We start from the raw sequence: 18479 nt of genomic DNA, 5'->3' as shown, positions 1-18479 counted from the left end.
CGCAGCGCGGAATCGTAGAAAAGCCGGCCCATGCCCGGCCAGCTGAAGATCGTCTCGGTGAACAGCGCCCCGCCGAACAGCACCGGCAGATCGAGCGCGATGATCGTTACCACGGGGAGCGCGGCGTTCTTCAGCGCGTGCCGCCAGATCACGCGCCGGCCGCTCGCGCCCTTCGAGCGCGCCGTGCGGATGTAGTCGGCGTGCAGCACCTCGATCATGCTGCCGCGGACGTACCGCACGATCGCCGCGCAGTTGGCGAGCGTCAGCATTGCGACCGGCAGGATGAGATGGCCGATGCGGTCGCCGATCGAGAACGGCCCGCCGATCGTGTACATGCCGCCTGCGGGCAGCAGCGGCAGGCCGGTCAACGGATTCCGCAGCGTGACGTGAAAGACGATGATCAGGATCAACCCGAACCAGAAGATCGGGATCGACTGGCCCATGAACGCGATCGTCGTCGTCGCGTGGTCAAAAACCGAATACCGCCGCACCGCGGACAGCGTTCCGGCCGGCACGGCGACCGCCAGCGTCACGAGGTACTGGATGCCGATCAGGTAGACGGTGTTCGGAAACCGCTCCCCGATCTCGACCAGCACCGGCCGCTTCGTGACCAGCGAATACCCCCAGTCGCCGCGGGCGACCGCCCCGAGCCACCTCAAGTACCGCACGTAGATCGGTTGGTTAAGACCGAGCTCCTGTTCGATCCGGGTGATGTCCTCGGACGTCAGCCGCGGGTTGTTCTCATACGCCGCCGTGGGGCCGCCCGGCACGATGTTGATCAGGAAGAACACCGCCGCGCTGACGAGCAGGAGCAGCGGCACCGCCTGCAGCAGGCGCCGGGCCAGGAAGCGGATCATGGCCGCGTCGGCCTTAGTGCGCCACCCACCAGGTTTGCGAGTTCCAGCCGAGACGGGCCCACCCATTGGCGAGCCATCCCTCCAGCCGGTCGCGGTATGCGTGGATCGCGCTTCGACTGTACAGGTAGATGTGCGGCCGGTCCGCCACGATCTGATGCATCGCGTCGCAGTACGCGCCGCGGCGGACGTCCAGATCCGGAGACGCCGCGGCCTTCTTGATGTCGGCGTCGACCCGAGGGCTCGCGTAGCGCGCGTAATTGAAGCCGTCGCCGGCGTTCTGGGCGGTCGGCATCTTCCACGACGCGAAGTACCCTTCGACCTGGGACTGCGGATCGACGTCGGGATTCGTCGTGTACATGACGACGTCGAAGTGTCCGTGCTTGCGAAACGCCCCGCTCCCCCAGGAGCCGAACAGCACAGGCGACGGAACGTTCTCGATGTAGAACTCGAGACCGATCGCCCGCATGTACTGAATGATCAGCTGCTCGGCTTCTTCGCGCAGCTTATTGCCGGTCGTCGTCTGAAGCTTCAGACGCAGGCGGGTGCTGTCTTTCGCATACCGCGCGCCTTTGGCCACGCGGATCCCGTCCGGCCCCGGCGCCCAGCCGGCTTCCTGGAGCAGCGCCCGCGCCCGCGGCGGATTGTAGGTGCTGATCGCGGTATCGCACCTCGCCCAGCCGATGTGCAGCTCGTTGGTGCCGACGGCCGCCAACCCGTACAGCAGCTTGCTCGTGATCTCACGCTTGTTGATGGCGAGCTCGATCGCGTCGCGCACGCGCGGATCGCCGAGGATGGGGTGCGGATGCTGCGCGACCGCGGCCGCGTCGGGTCCGTCGATCGACGGGTCGGCGAAGTTGAGCACCAGACGCTCCGCGTCCGGGCTGGGCACGGAGCTGATCTTGACGCCCCCCGCGCCCTTCAACTCAGGCACGTCGGATTCGACGAGATCCCAGACGATGTCAACGTCACCGGTGCGAATCAGCTGCTTGCCGACCTCGCGGCTCGGCACGATGCGAACGATCACACGGTCGAGATACGGCTGATCCTTTCCACGATAGTGAGGGTTGCGGACCAGCGTGACGTGGTCGCCGGATGCCCACTCGGTGACCACGAACGGGCCGGTGCCGATCGGCTTCCGGTTGTACGCCCACTTCGTCATGTTCGTCGGGTCCCCCGTCGCGTGTCGGGGCAGGATGTCGCCGAAGCGCGAGAGGTATGGCGCGTAAAATTGTTTGTAACGGACCACCGCCGTCTGGGGGGTCGGGCAGTCCACGCTCTGGATCTGATCGTAGCCGCTCGTGTAGATGGCACCGCTCTTCGGCGTGGTGAGCGCCTGCCACGTGAACTTCACGTCGTCGCACGTCAGCGCTTGACCGTCGGACCACTGGGCTCCGGGCTGGAGGTGGTACGTGATCGTCTTGCCGTCCGCGGAGACGCCGCCGTTTTGGCGGGTCGGCACTTCGGTTGCCAGTTGCGGCTGGTAGGCGCCATCCGGTCCGACACGGAGCAGTCCCTGTACGACAAACACCGTGACCTCGGCGGACGCGGTCTGCGAGGCCATCAGCGGATTGAGGAGCTCCGGCTCCTGGTAGAGCGCCATGGTCACGGTTCCGCCGCGCCGCGGCTGCTGGGAAACCGCCGGCTGCGCGACCAACACGACGGCCGCCGCGATGACGGGCCACGCCAACACCGAGATGCGAGCGCGTCTCATGCGAACGTCACCCCCAGAAAAGTGGGTTCGCGTTCGGTGTGGCGCGGGCATTTCCTGCGGCGGCGTTGCGCTCGAACGAAAGCGGCGCGGCCGCCCGTCGCCGGGCGGCCGCGAAGGCAACGGCGGATCCCCCGCGGCGCTACGGGATCAGCAACACCTTGCCGGCGGTGGCGCGGCTCGCGAGCGCTTTGTGCGCGTCGCCCGCCTGCGCCAGCGGGTACGTCCGATCGATCCGAACCTTCAGGCGGCCTCCCGCGACCCAGCCGAGTACGTCGCCGGCCCGCTTCATCAGCTCCTCGCGGGTCAGAATGTAGTCGCGCATCGTCGGGCGAGTGAGGAAGAGCGAACCCTTCGCGTTGAGCACTTGGATATCGAGCGGCGGAACAACGCCGCTCGACTGTCCGAACAACACCAGGTACCCGCGCGGCGCGAGGCAGTTCAGGCTCTTGTCGAACGTCGTCTTGCCGACCGAGTCGTACACGACCTGGACGCCGCGTCCCCCCGTCGTGCGCCTGGTCTCGGCCTCGAAGTCCTGCTGGGAGTACAGGATGACCTCGTCCGCCCCGGCTCCGCGGGCGAGCGCCGCCTTTTCCTGGGTCGAGACGGTGCCGATGATCTTGGCGCCCCGCATCTTGGCCATCTGGGTGAGCAGCAACCCCACGCCGCCCGCGGCGGCATGGAGCAGCGCCGTGTCGCCCGGCCCGAGCGGGTACGTCGAGTGCGTGAGGTAGTGCGCGGTGATGCCCTGCAGCATAACCGCGGCGGCGGTCCTGGTGTCGACGCCCGCCGGCAGCTTCACGAGACGCGCGGCCGGCACGACCGCGTGCGTGGCGTAGGCCCCGAGCACGCCGGTGTAGGCGACGCGGTCGCCGGGCTTCACGTCCGCGGCCTCGCCGCCGACGGACTCCACGACGCCCGCGGCCTCGCTGCCGGCCGTGAACGGCAGCGACATCTTGTAGACGCCTTCGCGCTGGTAGATGTCGACAAAGTTGACGCCGATGCCCTCGATCCGGATGAGGGCCTCCGCGGGGCCGGGAGCCGGCGTCGGCAGCTCCTCGAGCTTGAGGACCTCCGGTCCTCCGTGCCGGTACACGCGGACGGCATTCATCCTCGTCGCTCCTCGGTCGCTGCGTCGCCGCCTACGACAGGTGGAAGACCACCATCTTCAACTCGGTCATCTCCTGCACCGCGTACTTGGGGCCTTCCTTCCCAAAGCCGCTTTCCTTGAGCCCGCCGTACGGCATCAGATCGACCCGCCACTGCGGCCCCCAGTTGATGTGGATGTTGCCGGATTCGACCTCGCGGGCGAACTTCATCGCCCAGTTCACGTTCTGCGTGAACACGCCGGCGGAGAGCCCGTAGTTGCTGTCGTTCGCCATCGCGATCGCGTCGTCGATCGTCTCGGCGGGCGTGACGCCGACCATGGGGCCGAAGACCTCGCTGCGGGAGATCTTCATCTCCGGCGTTACGTCGGCGAGGATCGTCGGCGCGTACACCGCGCCCTGCCGCTCGCCGCCGGTCACCAGCCGCGCGCCCGCGGCCACGGCTTCCTTCACCCACGTATCCACGCGCTTGGCGTCCGACTCGCGGACCATCGGGCCCATCTTCACGCCTTCCTGGAGCGGGTTGCCGGTGCTGATCGCAGAGACTTTCGCCTTGAGGGCGCCGATGAAATCGCCGTAGATCGACTTCAGCGGGATGACACGTTGCGTGCTGATGCAGACCTGGCCGGCGTTCGCGTAGCCGGTCGCGGCGATCGCCGCGGCGACCTTCTCGAGGTCGGCGTCCGGCATGATGATCGCCGGGGCGTTGCTTCCGAGCTCCATCGTGACCTTCTTGAGGCCCGCGGTCTTGCAGATCCGCTCGCCGACGTCGCGGCTCCCGGTGAAGGTGATCTTGCGCACCCGCGGGTCGGCGACCAGCTTGTCGCCGATGTCTCCGCCGCTGCCGGTCAGGCACTGAATCCCCTCGGCCGGCACGCCCGCGTCGAGCAGCAGCTGGGTCAGCTTGAGCGCGGAGAGCGGGGTATCGGTCGCCGGCTTCAGGATGACGGCGTTGCCGGCGGCGAGCGCCGGGCCGACCTTGTGCGCGACGAGGTGCAGCGGGAAGTTGAACGGGCTGATCCCCACTACGACCCCGCAGGGCACGCGCAGCGTGAACCCCATCTGGGTGGCATTGGTCACCCCCGGCGCGCCGTCGAGGGGCACGACCTCGCTGCCGAGCCGCTTGGCCTCCTCCGCGGAGAGCACCATGATCTCCGTCGCGCGCGCGACTTCGATCCGGGACTCCGCGAGGATCTTGCCCTCCTCGAGCGTGATCGTCCTGGCGAAGTCGTCGGTGCGCGCCGTCATCAGCTCCGCGGCCTTCTTGAGGATCTGCGCGCGCTGATAGCCGCTGAGCGCCCGCATCGCCTTGGCCCCGCGCGCCGCCGTCTGCAGGGCGCGCTCGACGTCGTCGGCGTCCCCTTTCGGGACGGTGTCGACCGTCGAGCCGTCAAACGGATTGATGACGGGGATGGTCTGCCGCTTGTCGATCCATTCCGTGCCGACGTACATCTTCATGGCAGTCCCTCCTGAGACGCGTCGTTCACTGCGCGCTACGGGATGTCTTCCCGGCCGTGATCCACGTGTTCCTTGTAAAACTGGAGGACGGTCGCCCGGTCGAACGAGTCCAGCTGGAGGCGCCAGTCCCACGACAGCACGGCGTACGCATGCGGCATGTCGGGGTACGGCGCGATCAAGAACTTCACGTTGCCGTACTTGCTCTTCGGAAACTCCTTGACCATCTTGTCGAACTCGGCGAGCTGCCCGCCGGAAACCGGCGGCTTGTACAGCAGGACGATGTAGCCGTGCTCGAGGCTGTGGACCCAGAATCCGGTCTGCAGGCCGTTCGGATACACCCCGGCCGGCGCCGGATACGGGTAGTGGGGACCGGATGCGGGCGGGTTGGCTTTGTACTTGAGGACGGACCCGACCGCGACGTGCTCGAAGCCCTCGTCGGGCAACTGCTGGCCGAGCATCGGGCCGGCCGGCGCCTGCGCGTGTCGGGCTGTGAGCGCCCACCAGACCCCGCCCGAGCCCACGACCAGGACGAGCACAAGGATCCACCGGGCGGCGGAGCGTCCCGACCGGGAGGGCGCCGGACTCTCGGCGTCGCCGGACCGCGCGGCGGCGCGCCGCTCGGCGCGGGAGACGTGCGCTGGACCTCTCGACAGTGTCGTCACTCCCTTGAAGATGGGGACGTTGCGGTGCTCTTCCATATTACTATGCCGTCGGTCTGCACGGGGGGGCGGCGGCTTACGACGCCCCCGCCCTGCCGTCCACGCCGAGATAGATGCGCTCGACCTGCGGGTCGCGGCGCAGATCGGCGGCCCGGCCCTCGAGGACGGTGCGGCCCGTCTGCAGCACATAGGCGTAGTCGGCGATGTCGAGCGCGAGCGGCACGGACTGCTCGGCGAGCAGCAGCGTCAGGCCTTCGCCGTGCAGCCGCCGCAGGGTGTCGTACAGCGCTTCGACGACCGTGGGCGCCAGGCCCAGGCTCGGCTCGTCGAGCAGCAGCAGCTTCGGGTCGCTCATCAGCGCGCGGCCGAGCGCCAACATCTGCCGTTCGCCGCCGCTCAGGGTGCCGGCGCGCTGCCGGGCGCGCTCGCGAAGCCGCGGGAACAGCGCGTAGACACGGTCGAGGAGCGCCGGGACCCGGGTCCGCGCGAGCGGCACCGCGCCCAGCCTCAGGTTTTGCTCGACCGTCTGCTTGGTGAACAGGCGCCAGCCCTCCGGGGACAGCGCGAGACCCCGGCGGACGATCGCCGTGGCGCCGAGCCGGTCGATGCGATCGCCGTTCCAGGTGATCGTTCCGCGGCTCGGCGCTACGAGACCCGTCACCGCGTTCAACGTCGTCGTCTTCCCCGCGCCGTTCGAGCCCAACAGTGCGACGACCGAGCCTTCCGGCACCCGGAACGAGACGTCCGAGACGCCGACGAGATCGCCGTAGCGCACCTCGAGGTGCCCGACGATCAGCATGCCGCCCCCGCCGTCACGGCGCGCCCTCCCGTCGGCCGCCGAGGCTACGGCCGAGGTAGGCCTCGACGACCTCGCGCCGGTTGACGACCTCCTCCGGCACGCCGCTCGCGATGACCTCGCCGTGGTTCAGCACGACGACCCGCTGCGCGAGCGCCAGGATGACTTCCATCACGTGCTCGACGATCACGAGCGTCACCCCGCGCCGGTGGATCTCGCGCACGAAGTCGATCGCGCGCCGGATCTCGGCCGGCGTCAGCCCCGCCAGGGCCTCGTCGAGCAGGAGGAGGCGCGGCTCCGTCGCGAGCGCCCGAGCGATCTCGAGGCGTTTGCGCCCCGGCGTCCCGAGCGTGGCCGCACGGAGGCGCGCGACGCCGGCGAGCTCCGCGAATTCGATCGTGCGCATCGCCGCCTCGCGCGCGTCCGCGGCGCGGGGGTGACGCAGGAACGCCCCGACCATCACGTTCTCGAGGATCGTGAGGTCCGTGAAAGTCGCCGGGATTTGGAACGTCCGCGCCATCCCCAAGCGGGCGTGGGCCTCGGGCGTCGCGGCCGTGACGTCGGCGCCGTCGAACCGCACATGCCCTGCGGTCGCGCCCGCCTCGCCGGCGAGACAGTTGAACAGCGTCGACTTGCCTGCGCCGTTCGGACCGATGATCCCGACGATCTCGCCGGGCGCCACCTCGAAGTCGACGCCGCGGACGGCGAAGAAGCCGTCGAACGCCTTGGAAACCCCGCGGGCCTCAAGCAGCATGGCGCGCCGGTCCCTCCGTCCCCCGCCGCAGCGCGGGCGCCAGGCGGTCCCGCCAGACCGCGAGCAGGCCGCCCGGTTCAAACAGGCTCAATAGAATGATGACTCCGCCGTAGAAGATATAGGTGAACCCCGTCCCGCCGCCGCCGAACAGCACGTTCGCGGTCTGCTCGAGCGGAATCAGAATCGCGGCGCCGAGGAGCGGCCCGAACAGAGTGCCCGCGCCGCCGAGCGCCGTCACGATCACCATCTCGACCGAGATCAGGATGCCGAGCCCGCTGTCCGGGTCCACGAAGCCGATCATCACGACGTAGAGCGACCCCGCGATCGCGGTGAACGCGGCGCTCAGCATCAGCGCGTAGAGCTTGTACCGTCGCGCCGGGACCCCGAGGCTGCGCGACGCGCGCTCGCCGGCGCGGATCGCGCGCAGGTAATAGCCCATGCGGCTGCGCTCCATCCAGGCGGTGACCGCCAGCAGCACGGCGAGCACCGCGAGGAAAATGTAGTAGTAGGTGATCGAGCCGCGGAAGGTGAGGTCCCACACCGTCCGCGCGGTCGCCGGGCCCTGCAGCCCGACGGCCCCCCCCAGCACGGGCCAGTTGCTCACCAGGATGCGGATCAGCTCGGCCACGGCGATCGTCGCCATCGAGAAGTAGTGGCCCTGGAGCCGGAAGGACGGCACGCCGATGAGGACGGCGATCGCGAGGCTGACGGCCACACCGAGCGGCAGGCCGAGGGCCGGCGCCGCGTGCCAGTATGTGTAGACGAAGGCCGGCATGTAGGCGCCGGCTCCGAAGAACATCGCGTGCCCGAACGAGATCTGTCCGGCGTAGCCGCCGAGGATGTTCCACGACGATGCGGAGATCGCCGCGAGCACGATGAGCGCGAGCACGCGGTGATAGAACGCTCCCGGCACGACGACCGGCGCAAACAGCGCCGCCGCCGCGAGTACGCTCCAGCCCCACGGCCGGGCGCGCGGCCGCTCGGCGCCCGCGGCGATCATCAGAAGCGCTCTCCCATGAGGCCCTGCGGCCGCACCCACAGGATCGCAACGAACAGCGCGTAGACGGCGACGTCTTTGTAGACGGGGCCGATGTAGAAGGCGGAGGTGGCCTCGATCAGACCGATCACGATCCCGGCAACCATGGCACCCGGCACGCTGCCGAAGCCGCCGAACGCGACGACCACGAAGGCGATGATCGCGAGCGACTCGCCGACCGTCGGCGAGATGTAGTAGAAGGTGGCGATCAGGGCCCCCGCGACGCCGCAGGCGCCGGCCGCGAGGCCCCACGCGAGCGCCTGCATCCGGTCCGGCCGGATGCCCATCAGCATCGCGGCCTGACGGTCCTCGGCCACCGCGAGGATCTGGCTGCCGAGCGTCGTCCGGGTCAACAGCCGGTGCATCCCGGCCGTCAGCAGGAGCGCAACCACGCCGGCGACCAGCTGCGCGACTCCCACGAAGATCGGCCCGAGCCGCACCGTCCCGGACAGCGCGGTCGCGGGCAGCGTGCGGAAGTTCGCGCTGAAGATCCAAAACGCGCTGTAGCGCAGCAGGAGCGCAAGCCCGAAGGTGGACAGAAGCTGCGCGAAGATCGGCCCGCGCATCACGCGCCGGATGAGCGCATAGTAGACGGCCGTTCCAAACAGAAACAGCAGCAGCGCGGAAATGGCGCTGAAGAGAAACGGACCGGCATGCAGCCACACGGCCCCGAGAAAGGCCAAATACATCCCCGCCATCACGAAGTCGCCGTGGGCGAAGTTGATGACGTTCATCATGCCCCAAATGAGCGTGAGGCCCGAGGAGAACAGCGCGTAGACGGCTCCGAGGAGCAGGCCGCCCACGAGGACCTGGATCGCGACGATCATCGCGCGCGGATCAGGAAGAGACCGCGCGGCGGGGGCCGGAGCGCTGCCCCGGCCCCCGCCGGCACCGGCCGTGCAGCAGAAACCGGCGGGCCGGCTACCAGCCCTTGAACGGCCACACGAGGGCGCCCTCGGCCGACGATCTCGGCCAGACGGTCACCCAGTCGGTGCCGGACAGCTGGATCAGGTAGGTGTACGCCAGCACGTTCTGGCCGGTCTTATCGAACCGCACGCCCTTGTAGCCCATCATCAGCTGGCTGGGCTTGAGGTCCGTCGCCGCGAGCGCGGCGCGGATGGCCTCCGGGTTCGTCGAGCCGGCGCGATTGATCGCGTCGGCCAGCACGAGAAACCCCTCCATGTTGCGCCCGCTCGTGTCGTCGAGGTCGCGTCCGGTCTTGGCCTTGTAGAGCTCGTTGATGCGGGACGTCACGCTGCCCGGTTTGCCGACGCTCCAGGCGCTCCGGTTGACCGCGCCCTGCGCGAGGTTGCCGACCGCGGCGACGAATGCCGGGTCCGAGAACCCGGAGTCGTCGCCGATCACGAGCTTCGGCTTGTAGTCGAGGGTCTTGAACGTCTTCATGAACAGGATCGAATCGGACGTGTAGCTCACAAAGATGACGGCGTCCGGGTTCTTCTCCTTCAGCTGCAGGACTTGCGCGGACACGTCGGTGCCGTTGGCGTTGTACGGGATCTGCGCCACGACCTGATAGCGGTCGAGCTGCAGCCGTTGCTTGATCACGCCGCTGACCGACGTGCCGTACTCCGTATTTTCGTTCACGATGGCGACGGTCTTGACCGGATGACCCATTGCGCCGAGGTCTTTCAGGAAGCCGGAGTACGCGGTCGCGAAGTCACCGGCGATCGGCGTGGTCCGGAAGACCCACTTGAACCCGCGGCCCGTGATGTTGGGCGACGACGAATCCCCCACCATCCACGGCACGCCGTTGCGCTCCGCCACCGTCGTCGCGGCGAAGGTCACCGACGACTGGTAGGCTCCGACGATCGCCGCAACGTGTTCCTGCGTGATCAGCCGGAGCGCCTCGCTCTGGCCGAGCGACGGGTTCCCCTGGTGGTCGGAGGAAATCAGCTGGATCTTGGCGCCGCCCAGTTTGGGAAGGCCCTGTCCGGCCCCGAGCGGCAGGCCCGAGAGGCCGGGATGGGGCGAGTTCACGATGTCCGCGCCGACCTCGATCGCCGCCTTGGAGGCCTGGCCGGCGGCCCCGGAATTCCCGCTGAGGGGCATCAGCACGCCGATCTTCACCGGCCCCGGCGCGCCGGCGCCGGGCATCGGACCGGCCACCGCCAGGGCCGCAACACCGACCGCCGCTGCCACCGCGAGCCACGTACGCATTCAAATCGCCTCCTTGGGCCGGCGGGCGCCCTCACGCCGCGCGGTAATTGTGAATGGCAAACGCGGTTCGAGGAGTCAGAGAGGCAGTCCTCCCCGCCCGCGATGCGTCATCGAATCGGGTGTATGAGGGTTTGAAGTTTACGGTCTGGTCCGGGGTAAATACGCGGCACGACTCATGGCACGCCAACTACACGAGGGGGTAGCTTCAATGCGTCGTCTCACGAGCTATGCGCTCGCGCTGGCCGCCGTTGTCGCGATGGCCACGGCCGCCGCGGCACAGGGCTCGTCCGTCATCCCAGGGAAAGCGATCGGCGACTATCAGCTGGGTCAGGTGCTGGATCCGCTGGTATCGACCCTCGGCCCGCTGCACTCGTCGGACGACCTGCCGTCCGGCACGATGACGGGCTACTACTGGCCGCTCAAACGCATCGGCATCATCGCCGACAAGGACACCAAGAAGGTCGTCGCCTTGGTCGTCTCGCTCGACGACTCGTACAAGACCGACCGCGGCATCGCGATCGGGTCCGACATCGGCGCCTTCCGCGGCGCCTACGGCAAGGAAGACTCGATCGACGAGCACCAAGACGACAGCACGTACGTCTACGACAAGCTCGGGATCGCGTTCGTAGTCGACAACGGCGGTGCGCTGGACCAGCGGGTCTCGCTGATGTACGTCTTCCCGCCGGGGCACTACAGCTCGATCTTCACGGCGCGCGGGGACTAACCGGGATCGCGCGAGTCCGCCGGTCGCCCGACCCGGCGGGTTTCCAGAACGGCGTCGTTCACGCGCCCCTTCAGTAGAGGCCGCCGTTCACGTCCAGGATCGCGCCGTGGACGTGACGGGCGCGGTCCGAGGCGGCGAACGCGATGATCTCCGCGATGTCCTCCGGCCGCGCGATCCGCCGCAGCGGCGTGCGCGCGACCATCTCGCGACGCTTCGCTTCATCCGTGTAGCGATCAAGGAGATCGGTCTCCGTCGGACCCGGACAGACGCAGTTGACGCGGACGCCGGTTCCCGCGAGCTCCGAGGCGAGGTGGCGCGTCATCCCGATCAGGCCGTACTTCGAACACGTGTAGTGGACGCCGTTGATCAAGCTCAGGCGCCGGCCCGCGATCGATGACACGAAGACGAGCGCCCCGGCCCGCCGCGCCAGCATCGGCGGCAGCAGCGCCTGCGCGCACCAGAGCGCGCCTTTCAGGTTCACGTCGAGCACCTTGTCCCAACGTTCCTCGGTGATCTCGAGCACCGGGTCCGGAAACCCGATGCCGGCGTTCGAGACGAGGACGTCGACCCGTGACGACTCCCGCATCGCGGCGACGGCCATCGCACGGACCGCCTCGTGATCCGCGACATCGACCGCTAGCGCCAGCACCCGCCCGCCGGCGGCCTTCACCGCGGCGGCGGTCTCCTCCGGCGGCGCGAGGTCGGCCGCGACGACCGCGGCGCCTTCCGCGGCGCACCGCACCGCCGCCGCGCGGCCGATGCCGCGCGCCGCCCCCGTCACCAGAACGGTCTTCCCGGAAAGGTCACCCACGGCCGGCCCTCCAGCGCGCGAGCGCGTCCCAGTTGAACCGCACCCCGTGACCCGGCCGGGCCGGCGGCGTAAAGTACCCGTCCTGGGTGTGAATCGGGTCCTCGAGCGCTTCGAGGTCAAGCAGGTTGCCGCCGTCGAGGTCCTCGATCATCGACGCGTGGCGGATCGCGCAGCAGAGCTGTCCCGACAGCTCCAGCACCAGGTGCGGCGCGGTCGGGATGCCGTAGCCCTCGGCGAGGTGCGCGATCTTGAGGAACGGCGTGATGCCGCCGACCCGCACGACGTCCGGCTGGACGACGTCGACGGCGCCGTGCCGCAGAAACTCGTTGAACGCCGCCGCGGAGAAAAGGTTCTCGCCGAGCGCGATCGGGCACCGCACCCGCGCGCGCAGCCAGGCGTGGCCGGCCACGTCCTCCGCCGGCAGGGGCTCCTCGATCCAGTACGGGTCGTACGGCTCGAACGCGCGGATCCGCCCGGCCGCCTCTCCCGCCGTCCACTTCTGGTTCGCGTCCAGCATCAGCACCGCGTCCGGCCCGATCTCCTCGCGAACGGCGCGTACGCGCTCGACGTCGACGCGCGCGTCGTCGGAGCCGACCTTCATCTTGAACGCGCGGAAGCCGCGCGCCCGCCAGCGGCGAAACTGCGCGAGCAGCGCCGGGACCGGCAGGTTGAGGTTGATGCCGCTGCCGTACGCCTCGGCCCGGTCGCGCGCGCCGCCCAGCAGGCGGTACAGCGGCTCGCCGGCCGCCTGCGCTTTGAGGTCCCAGAGCGCGATATCCACCGCCGACAGCCCCAGAAGCGCGAGGCCGCCGGGCGCGGCGTCGCGCACGGTGCCGTGCAGCGTGCTCCACGCGCGCTCGACAAGCGCCGGGTCCAGTCCCCCGGCCTTCGGCAGAAGGTCGTCATTGAGGAACGACGTGATGGCCGTCCCGCCGGCGCCGACGGTAAACGCCCATCCCACCCCCTCGCGCCCCGTGTCCGTCCGCAGGCGCGCGGTAACGAGCTCAAACACGCTGATGACGTGGCTCGAGCTCTGCCAGGGCTCCCGCAGGCGGATGCGGTAGCACGCCGCCTCGCCGCCCGTAACCCTCATCGCGCCGGCCCCCGGGCCCCAGCGGCGCCGGTGCCGCGGTCGCGCGCAGCGAATTCGGCCGCGGCTTCGTCCATGCGTGCGAACGTCGCGCCGAGATCGCGCGTGGCGTCGATCAGCCGTTCGATCGTCAGCATCCGGTGGCCCCGGCCGCTGACCTGCGGGTGAAAGGTGTAGGTCAGCACACCCCACTCCGCCTCGCGCGCCATGTAGCGGAAGTCGTCGACCCAGTTGTCGAGCACCCCGGCCGCCGGCATCAACCCGGGCGAAATGCCGTTCGGGCCGGAAAACCGCTCGAACACGGGATAGTCGTCAAGGGACCACGACACCGGCATCTCGATGAGCGGCGTCACCCCGCCCCAGCGCACGGCCCCGTCCGGCCCGACCTCGTCGCCCTGACGCGCGCGGTACGGCAGGTGGTCGTGCGCCATCATGCTCGAGTCGTAGGCGAAGCCGTGGGCGAGCAGGAGCGGGATGGTGTGCGGGCTGAGATCCCACGACGGCGAGCGGTAGCCTTTCGGCGCGCCGCCGGTGATGCGCCGAATCGCCTCGAGGCCGCGGACGAGCACGCGGTCCTCATCGTCGCGGGCGAGCGTGGCCGGCGGCTCGTGGAGATAGCCATGATGCGCGATCTCGTGGCCCTCCGCGTGGATGCGCCGGCAGGTGTCCGGATAGGTGTCGAGCGTGTGGCCGGGGATGAACCAGGTCGCCGGAATGCGGCGGGCGCGCAGCAGATCGAGGATGCGCTCGGCGCCGACGACGCCAAACTCGCCGCGCGACAGCGCCGTCGGCGTCGTCTGACCGCGCCGGACCCAGATCGAGATCGCGTCGAAATCAAACGTCAGGCAGACCAGATGCTTCGCCACGCCGCGCCCCCCTTTTGCTATTGGTCGAAGAGATTGTTGAGCGATTCCGCCATGGTGGGATGCGCGATCGCGGCATCCCGCAGCGCCGTGTACGGCAGGCGGCCCATGATGGCCGCTTGGACGACCGTCATCACCTCACCGCCCGTCACGCCGAGGATCGCGCAGCCCAGGATCTGCTGCGACCGCTCGTCGACCACGGCCTTCATCAGACCGCGCGTTTCGCCCATCTCGAGCGCGCGCGCCGCGCCCCTCATCGGCGTCGTGAACACCCGCACCGGGTGTCCCTGCCGGCGCGCCTCGGCTTCGGTGAGCCCGACGCGGCCGAGCTCCGGGTCCATGAACACGCAGTACGGCACGATGCGGTTTGCGATGCTCGCGCCGCCGCCGCCGAGGACGTTGGTCTGCACGACCCGGAAGTCGTCGTACGAAATATGCGTGAACGCCGGCCCGTCCTTGGCGTCGCCGAGGCAGTAGACGCCCGGTACGTTCGTTTCCAGCCGGTCGTTGACGCGGATGAACCCGCGGTGATCGTGCGCGATGCCGGCGGCCTTGAGGTTCAGGCGGTCGGTGTTCGGGGCGCGTCCTGCCGCGACCAGCAGGTGCGAGCCGCTCAACGTCCGCTCGATCCCGCTCTCGCGCACCCGGAGGCGAATCGCGCCGTCCGCGCCGCGCTCGACGCCGCGCGCCTCCGTGTTCAGCAGCACCTCGATCCCGTCTTCGCGCAGAATGCCTTCCACCGCCTCCGCGACGTCCGCGTCTTCCCGCGCGAGCAGATGCATGCCGCGCTGCACGATCGACACGCGGCTGCCAAACCGCCGGAACATCTGGCCGAACTCGATGCCGATGTACCCGCCGCCGAGGACCAGCAGGTGTTCGGGCGCCGCCTCCAGCTCCATGATGGAAGTCGAGTCGAGGTGCGGCACGGCGTCCAAGCCGGGCAGCGGCGGCTTCGACGGCCGCGCGCCGACGTTCAAGAAGACCAGGTCGCTCGACACGGACCGGCTGCCGCCGGAGCCGTCCGCCACGTCGAGGTCGTGTGGACCGGTGAAGCGCGCTTCGCCCCGGACGAGCTCCAGGCGCTCGAGCTTGGCCAGGCTCCTCTCGCTGCCGCCGCGGAACTTGTCCACGATCGCGCGCTTGCGCTCGCGCACCTTGACCATGTCCACGGACACATCACCGGTGCGCACCCCGTAGTCCGCGCCGCGGCGTGCGAGATATGCGACGCGCGCGCTCGCCACCATCGTCTTGGTGGGCGTGCAGCCCTCGTTGACGCACGTTCCGCCGACGTGGGTGCTCTCGATCAACGCCGTGCGGCGGCCGGCCCCGGCGAGGGCGCGCGCGAGCGGCGTGCCGGCCTGGCCCGACCCGATCACGATGGCATCGTAGCGTACCGGGGGTGGCGTCATGCTGTCCTCCTCGTACGGGCTCACCGGCCGAAGCGGGCCGGTGCACGGGTTCTTTTTCCCGGGAACCGTCCGTCCTGCCGTTGAACTTCCCGGCCGTGGATCCCGCATCCACCGTCTACGCGATCGCCCTCATGGAAGGCGACGGCATCGGCCCCGAGATCACGGCGGCGGCGCTCCCCGTGCTCGAGGCGGCGGCCGAGGACGCCGGCGCGCGGCTCGAGTGGCGGCGGCTCGACGCCGGCACGCGGGCGTTTGCGCGCACGGGCGGCAGCGTCCCGCCCGACGTCCTCGAAGCCTGCCGCGCGGCGCGCGCGATGCTGAAGGGCCCCGCCGGCCTGCCGGGCGTACGGCACGCCGACGGCACGGAGGCCGGCACCGTCGCCGGGCCGCTCCGCAAAGCCTTCACGCTGTTCGCGAACGTCCGGCCCGTACGCCGCGTCCCGGGCGTTCCCGCGATCGCGCCGGAGGGCACCGACTACGTAATCGTCCGCGAGAACACGGAGGGGGCGTACGCCACCCGCGGCGGCGGCGAGGTCACCGCCGAGGCGGCCGAGGACCGCATCCGGATCAGCCGCGAAGGCACGGAGCGCGTGGCGCGCCTCGCCTTCGAGCTCGCGCGCCGGCGCGCCGCGGCGCGGACGGCATCCCCGGCCGGCGGCGGGGCGCGCGTCACCTGCTGCGACAAGGCCAACGTGCTGCGGTCGTTCGCCTTCTTTCGCCGCGTCGCGGGCGAGATCGCGGAGCTGTATCCGGACGTCGAGTTCGACGCGGTGTACGCGGACGCCGCCGCGGCGGCGATCGTCGACCGGTCGCGGCGCTTCGATGTGCTGCTCGCGGAAAACCTCATCGGCGACATCGTGAGCGATGTCGCGGCCGCGACGATCGGCGGCCTCGGCTTCTGTCCCGCCGCCAACTTGGGCGCGCGCCACGGGTTGTTCGAACCCGTCCACGGCTCGGCGCCGGACATCGCCGGCACGGACCGCGCGAACCCGGCGTCGATGATCCTCGCCGGCGCGATGATGCTCGAGTGGCTCGGCCTGCCCGTCGCGGCGGCGCGGATCCGGTCCGCCGTCGACCGGACGGCGGCCGGCGGCTCGCTGGGCCTGCGGCCGGGCGGCACCGTCGCCTCGACGCGCGCCGCGGGCCGCGCCGTGCTGGAAGCGCTGGCCTGAGGCGCTAGGTCCGGCCGAGCCGCTCGGCGACGCCGGCCGCCAGCCCGGTTCCTTCGCGCAGCGCCGCGCGGATGCGGTTGCACTCGCGCCGCAGCTGCGCGCGCAGGAATCCGTAATCGCGGGTGCCCGCGAGAGACGGCAGCGCCGCGGCCGGCGTGAGGCCCGGCAGCACGTAGCGCCCGCTCGCCCGCATGATCGGCGACCACTCCGCCGGGTCGTGGAAGAACCGCCCGCGGCGACTGTAGACGACCGGGTTCAGGATCCGGCTGAGGCGCAGGAGCGCCGTGTTGAGGCGCCGCGTCGAGAGCGGGGCGCCGGGACGGTCTCGCGCCTCGTCGAGACTCCGCGCGGCCGCGATGAACGCGTCGGCGTCGGCGACGAGCGGCCGCAGATCGAGATGGGTCCCGAGCCCGGGCTGCAGGTCCGACACGGCCTTCCGGATCTCCTCGCCCGTGTCGCCCGGCGAGAGCGGCAACACGCGCGCGTTCGCGAGCTCGCCGACCGCCGTCACCGCGATACGCGTGTCGGTCGCGAGGACCGCCGAGTCCGCCTTTTCGAGCGTGTCGAAGTCCGTGTGCCACCACCAGGCGTTGGCCGACCCGCCCGTCCATCCGCGAAAGTCCGGGTGGTCTTCGGGCAGGAACGGGTAGATCGAAAACGACGAGACGCCGTTGGGCAGAAACGACTGGTCGGCCGCCCGCGCCGGGCGGTGGGCCGGCGGATCCGTCGCGCCCACCGTGCGCGTGATCATCGCCTTTGCAAACCGTTCGATGTCCGCGGTCGTGTTGCGCGCGACGTACCGCGTGGCGCCGCGCACGCCCGGCGAGTCGACATTGTAGTAGGCGAGGCATCGGTCGGCGAGCTCGAAGAACCGGGTGTCCGCGTACCACGTCGAGCCGCTGTACCGGCCGTGCGAGTGGCCCGGCCACCAGCAGACCCGGACGCCGCGGGCGAGCCCCGCGCGGTGTTCCCAGAGCAGACGCGCCGCCTCCAGCAGGCACGCGTCCCCCACCGCATTGTCGGTGATCCCGACATTCCAGGAACAATAATGCGCGCCGGCCAGCACGAACTGCTCCGGGTCGGCGCCGCCGGCGCCGGTGCCCGGAATCGTCGCCTCCGGCAGCAGCGACCGCAGCCACTCCGTCTTGACCTCCGCCGCGATCCGGACGCGCACCGGACCGCCGCGCCCGAGCAGGCCGCGCAGCGCGCGGCCACCCTCGACGTCCACCGAGACCGCGGGGCACTGCGGCAGCCGGTCGACCTGATCGAGGTCGGGGGTGCCCCAGATCGTCGTGCCGATCATATTGTGGATCACGCGATCCTGGTTGCTGAACACCACCGCGGCGCACCCGGCCCGGCTCGCGCGCAGCACCGTCACCGGCGTCGACAGGCCGTTGACGAGCGCCGCGCGTCCCGCGCCCTGCTCCACGCGGCCGTCTCCGACCTCGACGAGCTCCGCGACGATGCCGTCCGGACCGGTGGAGCGCGCGAACGAGTGCGTGAGGCACGGGAGCGTGAGCCGCTCCGGTTCCAGCACCTGGAGCGTCGCCCGGATCGGATAACTGAGGAACGCGTCGAACTCGTGCACTTCGACAGGCACGCCTGCGTCGCGCAGTTGCCCGGCGATGTACTCGGCCGCCCGGCCCTCGCCGGGCCCGCCCGTGTCGCGCCGCACGCCCGCGAACCACTCGAGATGGCCGGCGAGCCGGTCCGGCCGGACCGCCGCGGCCGCCGTTTCCAGAGGAGCCGCCAAGGACCTCACCTCCGGCTCTGCACTTCGAAGCCCGCGGGAGGCGTCCCTGGCGTCGCGTCGAAGAGCGCCACGCCCGGCCAGAGCCCTCGGCCGGCGAAGCCCGCGTCC

General features: G+C 70.2%; 17 protein-coding genes. 2 read left to right on the top strand and 15 right to left on the bottom strand.

Going from position 1 to position 18479, the window contains the following annotated elements; all coding sequences use genetic code 11:
* The 10 genes from VFL28_00360 to VFL28_00315 all read right to left on the bottom strand — a co-directional run.
* Positions 1–857 (bottom strand): ABC transporter permease (locus VFL28_00360; GenBank protein HET7263094.1); only part of this gene is annotated, 857 nt, incomplete at its 3' end.
* A gap of 13 nt (positions 858–870) precedes the next feature.
* The gene (locus VFL28_00355; protein HET7263093.1) at positions 871–2568 is read right to left on the bottom strand and encodes a peptide ABC transporter substrate-binding protein; all 1698 of its coding nucleotides are present in this window, start codon (positions 2566–2568) and stop codon (positions 871–873) included.
* Between the two features lie 139 nt (positions 2569–2707).
* Positions 2708–3676, bottom strand: coding sequence for a quinone oxidoreductase (locus VFL28_00350; protein ID HET7263092.1), 969 nt, complete (start codon positions 3674–3676; stop codon positions 2708–2710).
* A 31-nt stretch (positions 3677–3707) separates the two neighbouring features.
* Complete coding sequence (locus tag VFL28_00345; protein HET7263091.1) at positions 3708–5129, bottom strand: aldehyde dehydrogenase family protein; 1422 nt, start codon at positions 5127–5129, stop codon at positions 3708–3710.
* Positions 5130–5164: 35 nt separating this feature from the next.
* Entirely contained in the window at positions 5165–5827 is a 663-nt protein-coding gene (locus VFL28_00340) for a DUF3105 domain-containing protein (GenBank protein HET7263090.1), read from the bottom strand.
* 37 nt (positions 5828–5864) lie between these two features.
* Entirely contained in the window at positions 5865–6587 is a 723-nt protein-coding gene (locus VFL28_00335) for an ABC transporter ATP-binding protein (protein ID HET7263089.1), read from the bottom strand.
* Positions 6588–6600: 13 nt separating this feature from the next.
* Positions 6601–7338 (bottom strand): ABC transporter ATP-binding protein, encoded by a 738-nt coding sequence (locus tag VFL28_00330; protein ID HET7263088.1) that lies wholly within the window; start codon positions 7336–7338, stop codon positions 6601–6603.
* Positions 7328–8338, bottom strand: coding sequence for a branched-chain amino acid ABC transporter permease (locus VFL28_00325; protein ID HET7263087.1), 1011 nt, complete (start codon positions 8336–8338; stop codon positions 7328–7330). Before VFL28_00325 ends, VFL28_00330 begins: the two co-directional genes overlap by 11 nt.
* A complete protein-coding gene (locus VFL28_00320; GenBank protein ID HET7263086.1) occupies positions 8338–9201 on the bottom strand; it encodes a branched-chain amino acid ABC transporter permease in 864 nt (287 codons plus the stop codon). The genes VFL28_00325 and VFL28_00320 overlap by 1 nt, the downstream gene beginning before the upstream one ends.
* Before the next feature lie 94 nt (positions 9202–9295).
* The gene (locus tag VFL28_00315; protein HET7263085.1) at positions 9296–10549 is read right to left on the bottom strand and encodes an ABC transporter substrate-binding protein; all 1254 of its coding nucleotides are present in this window, start codon (positions 10547–10549) and stop codon (positions 9296–9298) included.
* 208 nt (positions 10550–10757) lie between these two features.
* Here VFL28_00315 and VFL28_00310 point away from each other — a divergent pair, with 208 nt between their 5' ends.
* Positions 10758–11273, top strand: a complete 516-nt coding sequence (locus VFL28_00310; protein ID HET7263084.1) for a hypothetical protein — start codon at positions 10758–10760, stop codon at positions 11271–11273.
* 70 nt (positions 11274–11343) lie between these two features.
* Here VFL28_00310 and VFL28_00305 read toward each other — a convergent pair whose 3' ends face one another.
* From VFL28_00305 to VFL28_00290, 4 genes are read right to left on the bottom strand one after another with little or no spacing between them, the layout of a single operon-like run.
* Complete coding sequence (locus VFL28_00305) at positions 11344–12084, bottom strand: SDR family NAD(P)-dependent oxidoreductase (GenBank protein HET7263083.1); 741 nt, start codon at positions 12082–12084, stop codon at positions 11344–11346.
* The gene (locus VFL28_00300; GenBank protein ID HET7263082.1) at positions 12077–13177 is read right to left on the bottom strand and encodes a mandelate racemase/muconate lactonizing enzyme family protein; all 1101 of its coding nucleotides are present in this window, start codon (positions 13175–13177) and stop codon (positions 12077–12079) included. The genes VFL28_00305 and VFL28_00300 overlap by 8 nt, the downstream gene beginning before the upstream one ends.
* Positions 13174–14040: a polysaccharide deacetylase gene (locus VFL28_00295; GenBank protein HET7263081.1), complete on the bottom strand. Its 867-nt coding sequence runs from the start codon at positions 14038–14040 to the stop codon at positions 13174–13176. Before VFL28_00295 ends, VFL28_00300 begins: the two co-directional genes overlap by 4 nt.
* A 17-nt stretch (positions 14041–14057) precedes the next feature.
* Positions 14058–15446, bottom strand: coding sequence for a mercuric reductase (locus VFL28_00290; GenBank protein ID HET7263080.1), 1389 nt, complete (start codon positions 15444–15446; stop codon positions 14058–14060).
* Positions 15447–15541: 95 nt separating this feature from the next.
* Here VFL28_00290 and VFL28_00285 point away from each other — a divergent pair, with 95 nt between their 5' ends.
* Positions 15542–16618 (top strand): isocitrate/isopropylmalate family dehydrogenase, encoded by a 1077-nt coding sequence (locus VFL28_00285; protein ID HET7263079.1) that lies wholly within the window; start codon positions 15542–15544, stop codon positions 16616–16618.
* Positions 16619–16622: 4 nt separating this feature from the next.
* Here the strand turns inward: VFL28_00285 and VFL28_00280 are convergent, their stop codons facing one another.
* Entirely contained in the window at positions 16623–18371 is a 1749-nt protein-coding gene (locus tag VFL28_00280) for a M28 family peptidase (protein ID HET7263078.1), read from the bottom strand.
* Positions 18372–18479 lie beyond the last annotated feature (108 nt).

This window comes from bacterium (genome assembly GCA_035691305.1).
Classification (GTDB): domain Bacteria; phylum Sysuimicrobiota; class Sysuimicrobiia; order Sysuimicrobiales; family Segetimicrobiaceae; genus DASSJF01.
Note: the sequence above shows the minus strand (reverse complement) of the source record. Positions and strands in the feature narration are given on the sequence as shown.